At 38.2% G+C, this 14,039-nt stretch carries 12 protein-coding genes; 6 read left to right on the forward strand and 6 right to left on the reverse strand.

All coding sequences use genetic code 11. The annotated features are described in order from the left end of the window. Positions 1-334: 334 nt before the first annotated feature. Positions 335-1,018 (forward strand): helix-turn-helix domain-containing protein, encoded by a 684-nt coding sequence (locus F607_RS29540; protein ID WP_169719792.1) that lies wholly within the window; start codon positions 335-337, stop codon positions 1,016-1,018. Positions 1,019-1,133: 115 nt separating this feature from the next. On the opposite strand, the gene F607_RS29545 is transcribed toward F607_RS29540, so the two are convergent. The 6 genes from F607_RS29545 to tssI form a co-directional block, all read right to left on the reverse strand. Further along, positions 1,134-2,240 carry a YcjF family protein gene (locus F607_RS29545; RefSeq protein ID WP_051311442.1) on the reverse strand — a complete coding sequence of 369 codons (1,107 nt, stop codon included), beginning with the start codon at positions 2,238-2,240 and terminating at the stop codon, positions 1,134-1,136. After that, positions 2,237-3,658 carry a YcjX family GTP-binding protein gene (locus F607_RS0112720; RefSeq protein WP_051311443.1) on the reverse strand — a complete coding sequence of 474 codons (1,422 nt, stop codon included), beginning with the start codon at positions 3,656-3,658 and terminating at the stop codon, positions 2,237-2,239. Before F607_RS0112720 ends, F607_RS29545 begins: the two co-directional genes overlap by 4 nt. A gap of 99 nt (positions 3,659-3,757) precedes the next feature. Further along, positions 3,758-4,372 (reverse strand): DUF7738 domain-containing protein, encoded by a 615-nt coding sequence (locus tag F607_RS0112725; protein WP_027708392.1) that lies wholly within the window; start codon positions 4,370-4,372, stop codon positions 3,758-3,760. Positions 4,373-4,387: 15 nt separating this feature from the next. Next, positions 4,388-4,531, reverse strand: coding sequence for a hypothetical protein (locus F607_RS34090; RefSeq protein ID WP_157365458.1), 144 nt, complete (start codon positions 4,529-4,531; stop codon positions 4,388-4,390). Between the two features lie 121 nt (positions 4,532-4,652). Further along, on the reverse strand, positions 4,653-5,192 hold the full coding sequence (locus tag F607_RS0112735; RefSeq protein ID WP_027708393.1) for a DUF7738 domain-containing protein: 540 nt from the start codon (positions 5,190-5,192) through the stop codon (positions 4,653-4,655). Between the two features lie 31 nt (positions 5,193-5,223). After that, the gene (gene tssI / locus F607_RS0112740; RefSeq protein ID WP_027708394.1) at positions 5,224-7,251 is read right to left on the reverse strand and encodes a type VI secretion system tip protein TssI/VgrG; all 2,028 of its coding nucleotides are present in this window, start codon (positions 7,249-7,251) and stop codon (positions 5,224-5,226) included. 174 nt (positions 7,252-7,425) lie between these two features. Between tssI and F607_RS0112745 the strand changes: the two genes are divergently transcribed. The 5 genes from F607_RS0112745 to F607_RS36035 all read left to right on the forward strand — a co-directional run. Further along, positions 7,426-8,334, forward strand: a complete 909-nt coding sequence (locus F607_RS0112745; protein ID WP_027708395.1) for a DUF4123 domain-containing protein — start codon at positions 7,426-7,428, stop codon at positions 8,332-8,334. Further along, positions 8,327-11,809 (forward strand): toxin VasX, encoded by a 3,483-nt coding sequence (locus F607_RS0112750; RefSeq protein ID WP_027708396.1) that lies wholly within the window; start codon positions 8,327-8,329, stop codon positions 11,807-11,809. Before F607_RS0112745 ends, F607_RS0112750 begins: the two co-directional genes overlap by 8 nt. Continuing rightward, entirely contained in the window at positions 11,806-12,834 is a 1,029-nt protein-coding gene (locus F607_RS0112755; RefSeq protein ID WP_027708397.1) for a hypothetical protein, read from the forward strand. The genes F607_RS0112750 and F607_RS0112755 overlap by 4 nt, the downstream gene beginning before the upstream one ends. A gap of 409 nt (positions 12,835-13,243) precedes the next feature. Then, positions 13,244-13,768, forward strand: a complete 525-nt coding sequence (locus tag F607_RS0112760; RefSeq protein WP_157365460.1) for a hypothetical protein — start codon at positions 13,244-13,246, stop codon at positions 13,766-13,768. A 112-nt stretch (positions 13,769-13,880) separates the two neighbouring features. Continuing rightward, positions 13,881-14,039, forward strand: a 159-nt coding sequence (locus F607_RS36035) for a transposase (RefSeq protein ID WP_157365461.1), incomplete at its 3' end; no start/stop codon positions are given.

A 14,039-nucleotide genomic window follows, 5' to 3' on the forward strand; every position in this document is an offset into this window, starting at 1 on the left:
TTATCCTCGTAGCGAAGATTTTATGGCGGTGTTGGCCTGATATGCTTAGGCGAGTGACAGTAACACAAGGTAAAATTTGAGGGCAGTAGGTTAAGAACCAACTGATTAAAAAGCCCTTGCTTGGGTGTTAAGTGGAGAATCCCCAAAAGCTTATATTAAGAAGTGCAAAGAAAGTTCGGTATCCTTTGTGGTGGTCATAGTGAACAAGGAATTCATGTTTTTAATATACTACACAAGTTTTATAAATAACTGTTAACAAATGTTTCACTTTGTTCGTAAAGAAGGATATATCAATAATCAGTGGTTATTAGTAAGAAGTAGGCGGTGTGGAATTGTGACCAGAAGTGACATTACAACAGATGCTATTCACTGGGTGATTAGTGATCTTATTCAGCAGAAATCGAAACGGGATAATGTCAAGTTCACGGCTTCTCGATTAGCGAAAGAATTAAATGTGCCTAGATCATTAGTGTCCAGGTTAATTCATTCTGATCCAAGTAAACGTGTAACAAATCCAACCATAGAGACGCTCATCAAAATTATTGACTATTTTCGTTCTGATGGCTTTGATGTCACATTGGATGATTTACTTGGATTACGCAAGCAAGTTATTGATATTCAAGCTCAGCAGACAGGGCTGTTAATTGAAAAGGCTTCAGTACCGCTTTACTCTTTATCTGATCCCTTTGGTGAGTCTTTAGGTGTTGTAGAAACTAAATTGGTTGAGGCTAAAGAAACACTCTTGGCATTTCAATTAGATCGAGATATTCAGCCAATGTTTAAGCCTGGCTCAATATTTTTTGTTGATACAAGCTTAAAGCCATCGGTAAATATGTTAATAGCTATGCGGTTTGAAGGAAAAAATGAGCTAACTATTGGCAAGTATATTATCAGTCATGATGATGAGCTTTTACTGTCGTATTATCCCGAAAGCCAAATCATAAAAATTGATGTTAGCAGCAGTTATCAGGTTTTGGGGGGCGTTATTCAGGTGTATGCTAATACACACCATAAGTAGCTATACGCCCTTTTCTTGTTGTTTCTGCTGCTCAGTGAGGATGTTGCAAGCAAGTAGTTTGGCGACACCCTCATGCTGCGGCAGAGATTACAAATAACGTTGATAAGGCTAAATGCTAACTGTCTTTTTGTTTAATGGTATTTTTGAGTGACTGTGCAGAAGTTTGCCAAAGGGTTTGTTTGAGTTCAGTCAGTAACTGCTGGTGAATGTGCTTTAACTTTGGCCGCTCTTGTTCTGTAAAGGCCAGTGGTCGACACAGTGCCATCGTTTGATAACCCAGTCTTGCTGTCATTAAACCAGCACCTATACCCTGAGCCATACGAGCAGAAAGTTTGCCCGCAAGCTCTGTTCCCAATAATTCCATCCCTAAATCGGCAACAAGCTCGCTGGCACCGGCAAAAAAGACATTGACGAGTACCGATTTGACTAACTTAATACGACTCCAATAGCCTAACCTTACCCCATAAATTGCTGCAATATCACTGATAAGTTTTACATTGCGCAACATCATAATCATCATATCTGTAATGGCTAGTGGACTGATAGCAATAAATAAAGCTGACTCAGAAGCACTACGGTTAACTGCACGCTTTGCCTGCTGATCAAAGGTGCTTAACACAGTGTGGTTATAAAGCTGTAGTGTTTCTTTATCAGTGTGCACATTGGTCAGTTGTGCAGTCCACTCTTGAAAGCATTCATGCTTATCGTGATTACAGCGCTTGGCTAGCTTTTCACAAAAGATGACACCCTCACCCTGCTGTTCGCTGGCTAATAACTGGGCTGCACGTTCTTGAAAACGGTGCACACCACGTAGCCTCTTTAGTGAGCCAAGCTCTCGAAAAATGAGTCGTAACGTCGCGATGGAAAGACAGCCAATCCCCGTAATAAAAAGCCCTGCTAGCATAGGTGACTCCTGCCAGCTAGCCCATAAAAACTGCCCTAATTCGACAAGAGAGGCTGTCCCTAGCGTAATAAGCCCTAAACGTAGCAAAATACTACGGGATTTTTGAGGAACATTTTTTTGTTTGGTGAGTTGCTCCAGTGTTTGCTCAAGTTCGGTGGCAGGAATTTCTTCTAACGTAACACCATTATCCAGCACTTGTTGTGATTTTAAAGTGGGTGTGGGTGTGGGTGAGGTTGAATCGTTGATTGTTTTATCAAAACGAATAGCTGTTTTAAGCGGTTTAGCTTGATTGTCTGGTGTATTGCTATTGGCTGTCATTGCAGTTTATCCCCTAACAAAAAAGCTAATGCCTGATCTAAGCGAATATGCGCTAAAGGTTGGTCGGGTTGCTTGGCTTGAGGTGCAAAGCTTACAAATTCAAAATGGTTATCTTGCCAATATTCATCGTTGGGGAGCACAGTAGGTACTTCACCAGGGAATAAAGTGATTGCTTCTCCGGTTTCCGCTTTATTGCCTTGGATAGCGGGTATAGATTCGCCTTGATGTTGACAATACCCGGCAGTAGTTGCCCGAATAGATGCTAGAGCCATGGTGTCACAGGGTATGCCATCAAAGCGGACATGTTGCTTTGCACCATGAACCAGTTGACCGAGCAAAGCTACTAAATGGCTGTGTTGTTCTGGGGTGATGTGGTCTGCTTTAGTGGCGGCAAATAAAAGTCGATCTATTTTTGGCGCAAATAGTCGGTTCAATAAACTACTTCGACCATAGTTGAAACTTTCAAGTATAAGTTCAATGGCGCGCTTTAAATCACGAAAACTTGCAGGACCAGCATTAAGAGGCTGTAAGCAATCGGCAAGCACAATTTGACGATCAAACTGAGCAAAGTGTTCTTTATAAAAGCCTTTTACCACATGATCACGATAGGCATCAAAGCGCTTCACTAGTTGCTCAAGTTGGGTGCCTGTCACAGGGCTTATACTGTCTTCTAAGTGAGTTGCTGCGGGTAGAGGAAAAAAGTGTAATAGCGGTGCACCAGACATTTCGCCTGGCAATAGAAATCGGCCAGGCTGTAATAAATGTAAACCGAGGGTTTCTCTAAAGTAGTGCAGTAGCTCAGTATACTCTTCTGCTAAGTCTCTCAGTAAGTCTTCATTGACAGGATCATCGGGCTTAATCTGTTGTGCTTTTTGTAACCATGATGCAGCTTTAGACGCTCGAGGTTCACTTTGTAGAAGCTGAAGCTGCTCCCGAGACCATACTAAATACTGCTGGTTAAGCATAGGTAAGTCGAGAAGCCACTCACCAGGGTAGTCAACAATATCTAAAAACAGGGTAGCAGTATCTGTTAGCCAGCTGGTGACGCCTTTTTCTGGTCGAAAACGAATGGCTAATCGAAGTTCACTTAAACCACGGGTAGGCTCTGGCCACTGAGCTGGTTGTGAGGATAAGGCTTGTAGTGCCTGATCATAGCGAAAACTTGGGATATGAGGGTGAGGTTGGCTGATACGGCGACAACCTAAAAAGCGATCCTGACGTACGACATCAAAAAATGGCAGATGCTGGTTATCACAGCCTTCCAGTAGCTGGTTTACTAGAGATGTAATAAAAGCGGTTTTACCACTGCGGCTTAAGCCTGTGACGGCCAGCCGGACATGACGATCCAGACCGCGTTGTAGTATATCAAACCCCTGCTGTTGTATACGCTGCCAAGCACTACCAGACGTTATTTTCATTCATACTCCTTAACCAGGTGTGGTGTACTTTATAGTAATTCGACTGGTCAAGGATTGCCAAGTTCTTGTAATCACTATAATGATTACATAGTGGTCTAGTTAGTCTTCCATGGTGTACAGTATGCTTAAATCAGGTAGTAAATAATGTAAGTGGGCTGATTTGCCATTGTCACAGGGTAATCTGCCAAAGTAACCAAAAAAGTCTTCCGAAAATAGGGTGGGTTTGTTGTGCTTTTTTAAAAGCGCATTAAACTCGTAGGGATGAATTTGCCAGTCTAATATTTGCCCACGTATTTTAATGCGAGCGCTTTTGGTGTGTGCAAGCCAGCTACGGTATCGAATCTTATTTCTAAGATTGGGTTCATCTTCTTCATAGGCTTTTTCTATAGAAGCACTTTCAGCAGCCATTGGTGCAAGATAAATACTCACTGTGCCAGTGTTATTGGTTTCTGTTGAAAAATACACATTTAGGCCAAACTTCGACCAAATCAACCAGCTAATATTTTTGCTTTCTTTATCAGGAGGTCCAAACACTTTATTCCATTCATCTTTATGGGTACCATAGTGAACTTTCTTGCCATTATACTTGAGATAACAACCATCTATTTCGACCACGTTATCATTTGAAAAAGCGATTATTGGCATTAAAGTAATTAAAAGTAATACCTGCAGAGTTAACTGTGTTGTTGATTTATGTATTCTGTTCATAGTCATTATAGTTTTTCACTTTTAACGTTTTTTGTACTTATTTGGGTCTGAATACAAGTTACCATGAATGATCATAATATAACTTAGCCCTTGAGGTTTTCCTGAGTCGTCATAAAGTGGCCGAAACTTGACATAAATCTCATCACCAAATTCTTTTCCCATCATGACATACTCGATTGCTCTTCCTAGAGAGACTATTTTAGGGAAGTCAGAAATGCTATTAAGAGGCTCTATTTTTGAGAATGATCTTTTGTTGTAATTCTTAGGGATGTTAAAGAAGTTTTTCTCAAGAGTTGTCTTGTTTATTTTTTTTTTCTTCGATTATAAGATTTCCGCTAAAATCTTTTTTTGGGAAAAGAATAAACTGATACGTATGTTTTCTTCTGGCTGAGGCTAAATATAAGTCTGTTACAACACTAACTTTGCTTATAGGCACATCATCAGGTGAAATTTGCTCTTTATAAAATGGGCCAATATTTTCAGAATGGTTTTTTATATCAAGCATGATTAACAAAGAATGTGCTTTATTGGTGTTTAGTCGTGACTCAATGGCTAACCCTAACTTATCCCAGGTATATGCAACTCTCAAATATTCCTCGGGTAAACCTTTCACGACAAATTTGGTGGTTCTATCTGGCTTACCCAGCAAGTTGAACCAGTTATCTATAGGGGTATCGAGAAAAACAGCTTTGTTATTGATTTTGATGTCTCTGCCATTAAGCGTTATTTCAATATTTGAAGAATGACTTGGTATGGTGGCGCATATTATAACCAAAAAAAATAAGGTTTTGATAATGCTACTTAGAAAACTCTGATGCATAATCATTATGTGTTGATCAAAGTGTATTTAGTCTCTTTTAAGATGACTTATTATTTGAAGTGGTTTTTTTGCACAAGTCACACTGTATATCAGCCACTGCGGCTGCTTTTCTGACATTTACAACTTGGGCGTCAACATCCCATGACATACTCTTTAATGCGACTGATTGTGCTGGTGTACCAACACCCGGTGTTCCACCGGCATTAATACGTATACTTGGGCCATTCATAGTGACACCGCCAGGGTTCAACTTAAAAAAGCTGTTGTTACCCTTGGCAATTAATTCCATATTGGCATCAATGATGAGTTTACTACTGGATTGTAAGTGTATTTCTTGAGTACTGTCTGTAAATGTTTTTTGTTTGGATTTTTCATGTAGATTGCCATGAACAGTAACGTATTGCTGTTGTTCCACCTGGGTATTGAGTTGTCCATGTACATGTTGAGTATACTTTTGGTGAATATGGCTATGGTGTGATTGATCAACAATTTCATGCTGCTGATGACCAATATGTGTTGTTTTGTCCTTTTTTACATGAATATCAATATTTCGCTCGGCATGAACAAAAATCTGTTCTTGACCTTTTTTATCTTCATATCGCCATTCATTGAAACCATCTGCATTGGGAGTACTGCAGGTTTTAATGGTGGTTTTGGTTTTATGCTCTGGTAATTGATAAGGTGGCATATTCAGCCCATTATAAAGACCCCCTTTAATGATTGGGCGATCAGGATCACTATTAATAAAGCTGATTAAAACTTCTTGACCAATTCTTGGTAGTTGCAAAGCCCCCCAGCCTGCACCCGTCCATGGCTGTACCACACGAACCCAACAAGAAGCATGTTCTGAGTAATTACCATCACGGTCCCAATGGAACTGTACTTTAATACGACCATATTGATCGGTGTAGATTTCTTCTCCTTTTGGACCGACTACTGTAGCCGACTCAATTCCATAGCAACGATTTTTTTTGATTATTTTAGGCGAGGCGATTGTTTTAAACTCAAGGTCTTTATAACAAGTACAGTTAAACTGACAGTTATACGTAGTAGGTTCATCACTCGCGCCTTCTTCTAGAGATTGAGGCTGTTTTCCATAATGACGGGTTTTTGTGACAAGATACTGTTGGTTAAGTTGAGGGTTGGAATGCTCTTGTAGCGTAAACAGCCCACCAGGCAAAAGGTAAATGCAGTTACTTTCTCCTTGTCCTAAGGTTATTTGACTTTGTGCTTGAAGGAGTTTGACATTAGCTTGTTGTGTTCCAGTCGGTATGGTTTGGTATAGACCACTATGATAATACAGCTCTCGTTGTGATTCTGTTGTAAGTTGTTTTTGCTGCTCTAGATCAAGACTGGGTTTCGTAAAATTATAGTCTCTTAAAGTAACCTTATTAACAGTTAGCTTTTCTCTTAAGTTAAAACGGTGAATGACATAATCAGGTTTGATCATACCTCGGTCATTAATGAGTGGTAATTCAGGAGAACGCACAGGTTTAAATATATACTTTGAATCACTGATCACTAAAGTGTGTTTGTCTTTTTTATGCTCAAAGTGATAGTGAAGGCCATCTTCGCTCATTAATCGATGGACAAAATTAAGCTCCGTTTCCTGGTATTGAGTGCAATAAGTTCGTTTGGGAGGACGTTTGCCTACCTCTATTCGAAAATGATTTTTATCCTGTAAGCCTGCATTTAGTAAAAGGTTATAAATGATATCAAGGCTATCCATTTCTTGAAATATCTTCATATTATGACGCTGAGTTAACAACCATATTTCTGGCCTAAGGTTCATCTGATAGCGTGAAAATCGTCGTCCAGTATCCAGATAGCTAATCTCACATACCTTTCCATGAAAAAAACGTGGTTGGTTTTCGTCAAATAGTGATAAAAAACCAGATTTATTGAGTAAAGGTTTTAATTCAAGATCTGCACTGGTACAAGCAAAAATGATGGATACGTTGTACAGTGATGATATTTCTTCATTAACTTCAAAGGAAACGACTCTTAATGTTTCTTCGCAACCATCTATAGCGCAGTTAAATACACTGGTGTGACCGTATTCCATAATTGTTTTTTTCGTTAACCTAATAATAAAATGATGATTAATTTATATCTTGTTACTTAGGGTGTTGGCTGTATTGCTGTACCCATTGAACATACAGTTAGTATAGTGAGCTACAGTGATATCAGGAAATCGCCTATTCTAAAAATAGACTGATGATTGATGATATCTTAAAAGATGAAGACAAGTTCAAATCAACACCATTACCGTGTATTTACAGTTGAAGAAAATATTGAATGGCCCGATACTTCAGCTTATTTATTATTAGATTCAGTACGCTTTGATAATATTAAACGTTGGATCTATGAGGCTGATCCTGTTCCTCAAATGAGAACGTTATATTTGAATACTGAATTGCATGATATTGCGGTTGTTTCTCCAGAGTTGGTGAAAGTGGAAATGTACTCACCTTTATGGGCTCGTTTTATGGCAGAGGGGCTTGATTTACAGGCGGGTATTATTTTTTTTAGTGAGTACTCATTTGAAGCGTTGATTACTCATTGTCAGTGGTGGTGCAGGGTATTAAATCAGTGTAATGATGTCGCTATTTGCAGGTTGTATGATACAAATCTATGTGGCTGGTTATTTAAAGCTAGTTTACCAAAGCAGCTTACCTACTTACTTGGGCCTATTAGTGATCTCTATTGCTATAGGGAGGGAGAATGGTTAGCTTTTAAAAATGCTCAACCAAATACCGACAATAATTATGACGCGTTGCTTACGCTCGGTCAAAATCAATGGAGTGCGGTATCTGATGCAAAGTATCATTTTTTCTTAAAGCGGTTAGTTCAGCATATGGATATGTTCTTTCCTGATTTTTTATCTGGATTGAATCAACAGAAAAAATTAGAGCGTGCAGATAGGTTATATAATGAGGCAGCATCTTTAAATTTTGAAACAGAGCAAGATATACTTTTTTATTGTAATGTCATCGGGTTTTTAGGTTTCGATGTGTTACAACCTGACATATACCCAGAAATATATGCTTTATTAACACAGTCCAGTTCACTGACGCCCTCACAACGTATCAAGGAAGCTTCGATAAAAGCACAGCAAACAGTAAACAGCAAGGTTAGTAATGGCTAAAGAAATTAAAGATCCTAATACTGCGGCGTATCAGGCTTCTACCCAATCGCCAAAACAAAGTGGCCAAGCTTGTCCGTATACCTATGATCATATTTTTATTTATCCATTACGTTATGCCTTAGTGGAAGAAGCCATTGAGGATCATCCTGCGTTTCAGCCAGGGATTGATACTGAGATCAAACCAATAGGGGTGCGTTTAGCGCGTAAAGGTTACTTTTATTATATTCACTCAGATAAACCCGATAAGCTGCGGTTAAAGATCATTACCAGTAAAGGTGCATTTGCCGGAGAAAGTCCAATTAAACTTCCTAAGCAGGGCATGTTATGGTTTTATTTTTCAGAAATAAAGTGGACTGAGAAAAAGGAGACAATGATTGTCACCAATGAACAAGGCATGCGCGATAAACTTATGCAAAAAGTTTTTTTAAGTGGTTTTTCCGCATGTGATGGTGCTGAGCATTTAATACCCTGGTCTGAAGGCTCTGTACGTATTGCTGAGTGTAAACCTTTAATTCTCAGTGATCCATTAGCAAGGCAAGTATCACGGAATAATACGAGGCAACCAAAACAGAACCCAAATAGCTCACGTATTCAGTTTGAAACAAAAGGTTTTTATTGGTCACTCAATAAAGTTGATTCACCAGGAGGCCATCACTTAAGTCTTTTTGACAAAACCCCTCCTGATCAATCTGCATTTATATTAATGTTTGATATTTTAAGTGTGCTCAAAGACTTAACAAACTATCAAGGTTATTTGGCTGAATGGGAGGAAAATTGGCGAAAAGAAGAGCAAAATAAGTTTTTCACCGCAGACTTTATTGAAGGATTGTACACCTATAAGTTTGATGAAGTTAAATCAATGTTAGCTAAACAAACAGGTGATCAATTACAGTTATCAAAAGATCAGTATGAGTTATTTAAAAAAAGAGGAGTATTGCAAAAGCGAGTTGAAACTGCAGAGCAAGGTATTTCAGGGAAAGAATATATTCAATTTCCTAAGGGAAAATTAGAGCAAGAACAGTCTAAAATTGATCAACTAAAAAAAGAAGTTGATTCTATAGAGAGAAAATTAAAAGGTGCGTTTGGTGTACATTATGAAGAAGCAGTTTCAGCTTTTGAAAACTATACTGATGCGAAAGATTCGATGAAGGAAGGGTGGGGCGGATTAGCCCCAAGAGTAAAAGCTTTGACACGCTTGAAAGAAATGACAAGCTATCTTGCTGAGCAAAGAAAATGGTTACAACGTCATGACAAGCTAAGAGAAACTGTTGTACAAGATAGAGCTAAATGTATTCCAAAGTTTTATAAAGCCGCTTGGTATTTTGATACAGAGGATAAAGATCAACATAAGTACTACGGAGAAGCATTATTTGGATGTGTAAATTATATTTGCGATACACAAAGTGGGGTCGAATTTGCGAATGACTTTTTTATTGCAAAAAGTGGTATCCAGAATATTCTGGATGCAATGCCAACAGATGATACTGATTGGTTAAGTATTAGCGCACATGTCCGTAGAGCTGTTACGCTTATAAAAAGAATAAAATCATATAAAAAAGGATTTGAAGATGCTAAAGAATTATCGAAGCTATTAGAGATGGAAGGTGTTGATACTGCGCTTACAAAACGTTTAAAGCGAATGACTTCATCAGGTCAAAAGGTACGTAATATTTTGGAGCCTGCTTATCGCTACGAGTTAGAAAAACAATTTAAATCAGAATTGAAGAGCTTTAGTGATGTAAATAAAACACGGGTAAGGGAGGTAGCTAATAAATTTGTTAGACTAATGGAAAAGTGTGGTCCGGGAATGCATAGTTTATTTTTTGAAGGACTTATGAATGGTAGTGGAGTGGGGATAAAACTTGCTTCGCAAGCAGATGTAGATCATTTTGAAAAGCTAGTTCAACAACTTAACAGTATGCAGGTTATTTTAAAAAAACATATTCGAGCTGGAAATGAACTAAAACAGCAATGGAAATCTACAACAAACCAATCTTTACGTAAAAAAGTCATCGGTGAGTATAAAAATTTATCTTTAAAAATAAAAGATATAAAGCATCAGCAAGGTAATATCTTACAAAGTATTGCTGATATGACAGACCCACTTAACTCCTCTGGTAAAGGAGTTGTCTCAGTATCACTAACACACCCAGAATTAGATGAACTAAGAGTTCATTATAAAAATCTGAAGCAAGGAATTTGGAAAGGGTATAATACTAAAGATACAGGTGAAGCAGCAAAAAAATTATTAAAGCCAGGTAACTTGGCTATAAGTATTTTGGTCGCAAATATTGTAAACTTTGTGCAGGTTAGTGGAGAAATTTCCAGTAAAACAGAGCAAAGTGCAAAAGACTATAAACTTTATATTGGGTCATTATCTGGTACACTAGCTGCTATTAATACTTTTATAACTGATGTGTGGCGTAAAGGTTTACAAGATGCTTTAGAAAATACCCAAAATCCTTTTTTAGTAGATAAATTGGCAAAAGTGACTGTACTGAGTGGAGGTTTTAGTTCAATTTTAGGGTTTATTTCTACAATCAGTTATATGCTTTATGAGTTTGATAATTTTGAGAAAGCAATAAAAGATGGCAGTGCAGGGGCCAAAGCTGCAATAGTGACCAAACAAATTGGTCATTTTACTAACTTGGTAAGTTATGGGCGTCAAACTTACGTATATGGTGATATAGTTTATACAGTATTGTTTAAACAAACTGAAAGCTGGGGTGGGGCTTTAGCCAATCGAGCTACAGTTTTGGCTAGAGTTAATCTATGGCTATTGGTAGGATCGCTCATTGTTATAATTGGCTCACTTATTTATGAGTACTATAATCCAAAAAAATTATTTAAATGGGTAAAAGAGTCACTTTGGGGTATTGGGAATAGAAAGTACTCTGAATTAGAGTCGAAACAATTACTAGCAGAAGCTATCTCTGTACCTCAAATAATAGTTCAGTCTGTAAGATCAAGAACCCAAATCAAAGCATCAGGATATGGTTCAGAAAATATAGTCGCAAATGTAAAGTACGTCATAAATATTATGGGGTTTTCTTCAGTACGCCTTTTTTACCTAAAGGATAATGATCCTTCACCTATTGCATTAGCGGTTGCTATAAAACTAGAGGAAGCAAGTAGGTGGAAAACTAATGAGTTTGACTGGCAAGATATTACCAATGATGTAATTTTGGGGAGCAGGTACACTTTATTAGAGCAAGGGCTAATCATTGAGTTTGAGCTACCAGATTATTTAATGACTTCAAAAGGTAAAATAGAGTGGGTATTATCGGTAATACCTGATCTAGCGCATAAGCCACTTAATAGTGAAGAAGGTTATATACGATTCGGTAGTTTGAACATACAACGAACAGGGGCAATGACGCAACTTGAATCCTCAGATAGATTAGCTTATGCCCACCTCCTGCCTCTCTCTGATTTAAGAGCTGAGCACATTGAGATGACAGAGGATAATACATGATCAGCCGACAACGAATGATGGCAGGTAAAACCTTTGAAGATAAGTTAAACCGTATACTGGTTTTATCTCCATTACCTATTATTACTAATAACTCTTGTATGGATGGACAAGGGATTATAAAAGCAAAGAATGATGTTTATTTAGATATTGGTCATAAAAGTGTGCGGGTGGGGGCTCAAAATTTAGCCTTACTTTGCAATTTGGTTTATTTAGTATTTGGGGGAGCACTGTTATTAACTGTTATATTTACCCCTCAACTCAGATCCGGCTATAATTTTTTTTTAAATGCTTTCCTTATGGTTTTTATTGGTTTACATTTATTTTATTTTCACATAATAGCAAGAGGTTACTTTGCATTAAAAAAACAGCGTTTTATTCGCTTTAACCGCCAGCGTAAACAGGTCGCTTTACCGTTTGGTGAAAAAGGCCAATTTATAATTATTCCTTGGGAAAAAATATATGCATGGGCTGGCACTACACTGATGTTATCAGATACGACTGCTATACCCTTATCCACATTAACCATTACGATGGCCAGCCCTACAGATGTAACTAATTTTCGAGGACGCTATGAAGTCGCGTGTGGGGCTGAAATAAATTGCATTATGCAATGGGAATGTATTCGTGCATTTATGGAAGAGGGGCCGGACGCTTGCCCTTCACCAAGTAATCTTGATACTTTGGAAGAATATAAAGATAGTCGCCGCCGTTGGAAAGAAAATGGTATTTTAGTTGGTTGGCAAATATACAAACAAAAAATTTGGGACTGGATGCATTATTCATACTTTGCATACTGGTTGAGTGATTGGCATGAAAAAAGAATTCCAAAAGTCACACTATCAGATGAGATTATACGATGGTCTGAACCTATCCCCGAAAGTCAGTGGCGTAAACCCTCACCAGAATTAGAGGAAGCCAATGCATTAGCTATGACTTATTATGAGCAGGGAGGAAAATTGGGTGATGAAAACATGCCAGTGTATGACCCTAGAAAAAAGGTCAGGAGAGATCAGATAAAAGAATAAATGAATGCTGGGAAAGTATGTGATTAGTGTTAGTGCTGTTAGCTGTTAATGATTATTTGCTCCACACCCATCACAAGGCCATTCCCTGGCCTGCAATGGGTACTGCGCTCCCGGCGCCTGTTTCACAAACAATCCTCAACGGCCTGATTACCATCGCGCTATCATTAAGCATGAAAGTTTAAATCATTATTAGAAACCTTTGTATGTAGATGATGAGTGTGAGCACACAGGTATTAGGACTGTTGAATTTGCGCAGAACCATCTGCCGCAGGGAAGCGGTAGTTGAGCCTCCAGGGAAGGATTGACGGCGTGTTCGAAGTAGATTTGACAGTCTAGGACATTGTTAGCCTATGCTAATAAGTACTGACAATGGGTTATGTGGTGAGCACCAATGATCAGCCGACAACAAATGATGGCAGGTAAAATTTTTAAAGATAAATTAAACCGGATTTTGGTGTTATCGCCCCTGCCTATTGAGACCCAACATACCCCTTATGATGGGGCGCATATTGTTAAAGCTAAAACCGATGTCTATTTGGATATTGGTTATAACAACATTTGCGAAGGAGAAGAAGGTTTAGCGCTAAGTTTTAATTGTTTCAATCTTTTTTTTGCCGTAGTAGGTTTGTCATTTTATTTTTTATTCTCTTATAATATTGATTATCCTATATTTTTTATGCTCAGTAGTTTAACTGGAACCCATGTCTTTTTATTTTTTTATATGTACAGCACTTTTCTGAGTTTAAAAAAATATAGATTTATACGCTTTAATCGTCAGCGCCGAGAGGTTGCGTTGCCTTTTGGGGTGAATCATGAGTATGTCATTGTTCCTTGGGAAAAACTCTATGCCTGGGCACAAACATCCATAATTACTATTCCACCATCAGAGACTCTTAGAACGTGTCTTAAAAATCAAAAATACACAGATGCCTAAGTAAAAGATTAATCATTAACCGCAAAGCAGTTTCAAGAAGATAGGAATGGACTCTTCTTCTGTTTACCATTAGTTTCGCCAAAAACAAACAGGGAACAAAAAAAGAGCCACAATGTATTATCCAACGGATCTGACTGATAAACAATGGGCAGTGTTAACACCTTTACTCCCAAAGACTAAGTGGCAACTAGGCTCTAGAGGTCGGCCACCAGCCGATAGAAGAACTGTCATTGATGGCATACTTTATGTCGTTAAAACTGGCTGCCAATGG

The sequence above is a fragment of the Zooshikella ganghwensis DSM 15267 genome (genome assembly GCF_000428585.1).
Lineage (GTDB): Bacteria > Pseudomonadota > Gammaproteobacteria > Pseudomonadales > Zooshikellaceae > Zooshikella > Zooshikella ganghwensis.

Coding starts and splice junctions, on each gene's coding strand:
- F607_RS29545 (WP_051311442.1), bottom strand. CDS start 2,240: ATGACAGCCAATAGCAATACACCAGACAATCAAGCTAAACCGCTTAAA.
- F607_RS0112720 (WP_051311443.1), bottom strand. CDS start 3,658: ATGAAAATAACGTCTGGTAGTGCTTGGCAGCGTATACAACAGCAGGGG.
- F607_RS0112725 (WP_027708392.1), bottom strand. CDS start 4,372: ATGACTATGAACAGAATACATAAATCAACAACACAGTTAACTCTGCAG.
- F607_RS34090 (WP_157365458.1), bottom strand. CDS start 4,531: ATGATGGGAAAAGAATTTGGTGATGAGATTTATGTCAAGTTTCGGCCA.
- F607_RS0112735 (WP_027708393.1), bottom strand. CDS start 5,192: ATGATTATGCATCAGAGTTTTCTAAGTAGCATTATCAAAACCTTATTT.
- tssI (WP_027708394.1), bottom strand. CDS start 7,251: ATGGAATACGGTCACACCAGTGTATTTAACTGCGCTATAGATGGTTGC.
- F607_RS0112745 (WP_027708395.1), top strand. CDS start 7,426: ATGAAGACAAGTTCAAATCAACACCATTACCGTGTATTTACAGTTGAA.
- F607_RS0112750 (WP_027708396.1), top strand. CDS start 8,327: ATGGCTAAAGAAATTAAAGATCCTAATACTGCGGCGTATCAGGCTTCT.
- F607_RS0112755 (WP_027708397.1), top strand. CDS start 11,806: ATGATCAGCCGACAACGAATGATGGCAGGTAAAACCTTTGAAGATAAG.
- F607_RS0112760 (WP_157365460.1), top strand. CDS start 13,244: ATGATGGCAGGTAAAATTTTTAAAGATAAATTAAACCGGATTTTGGTG.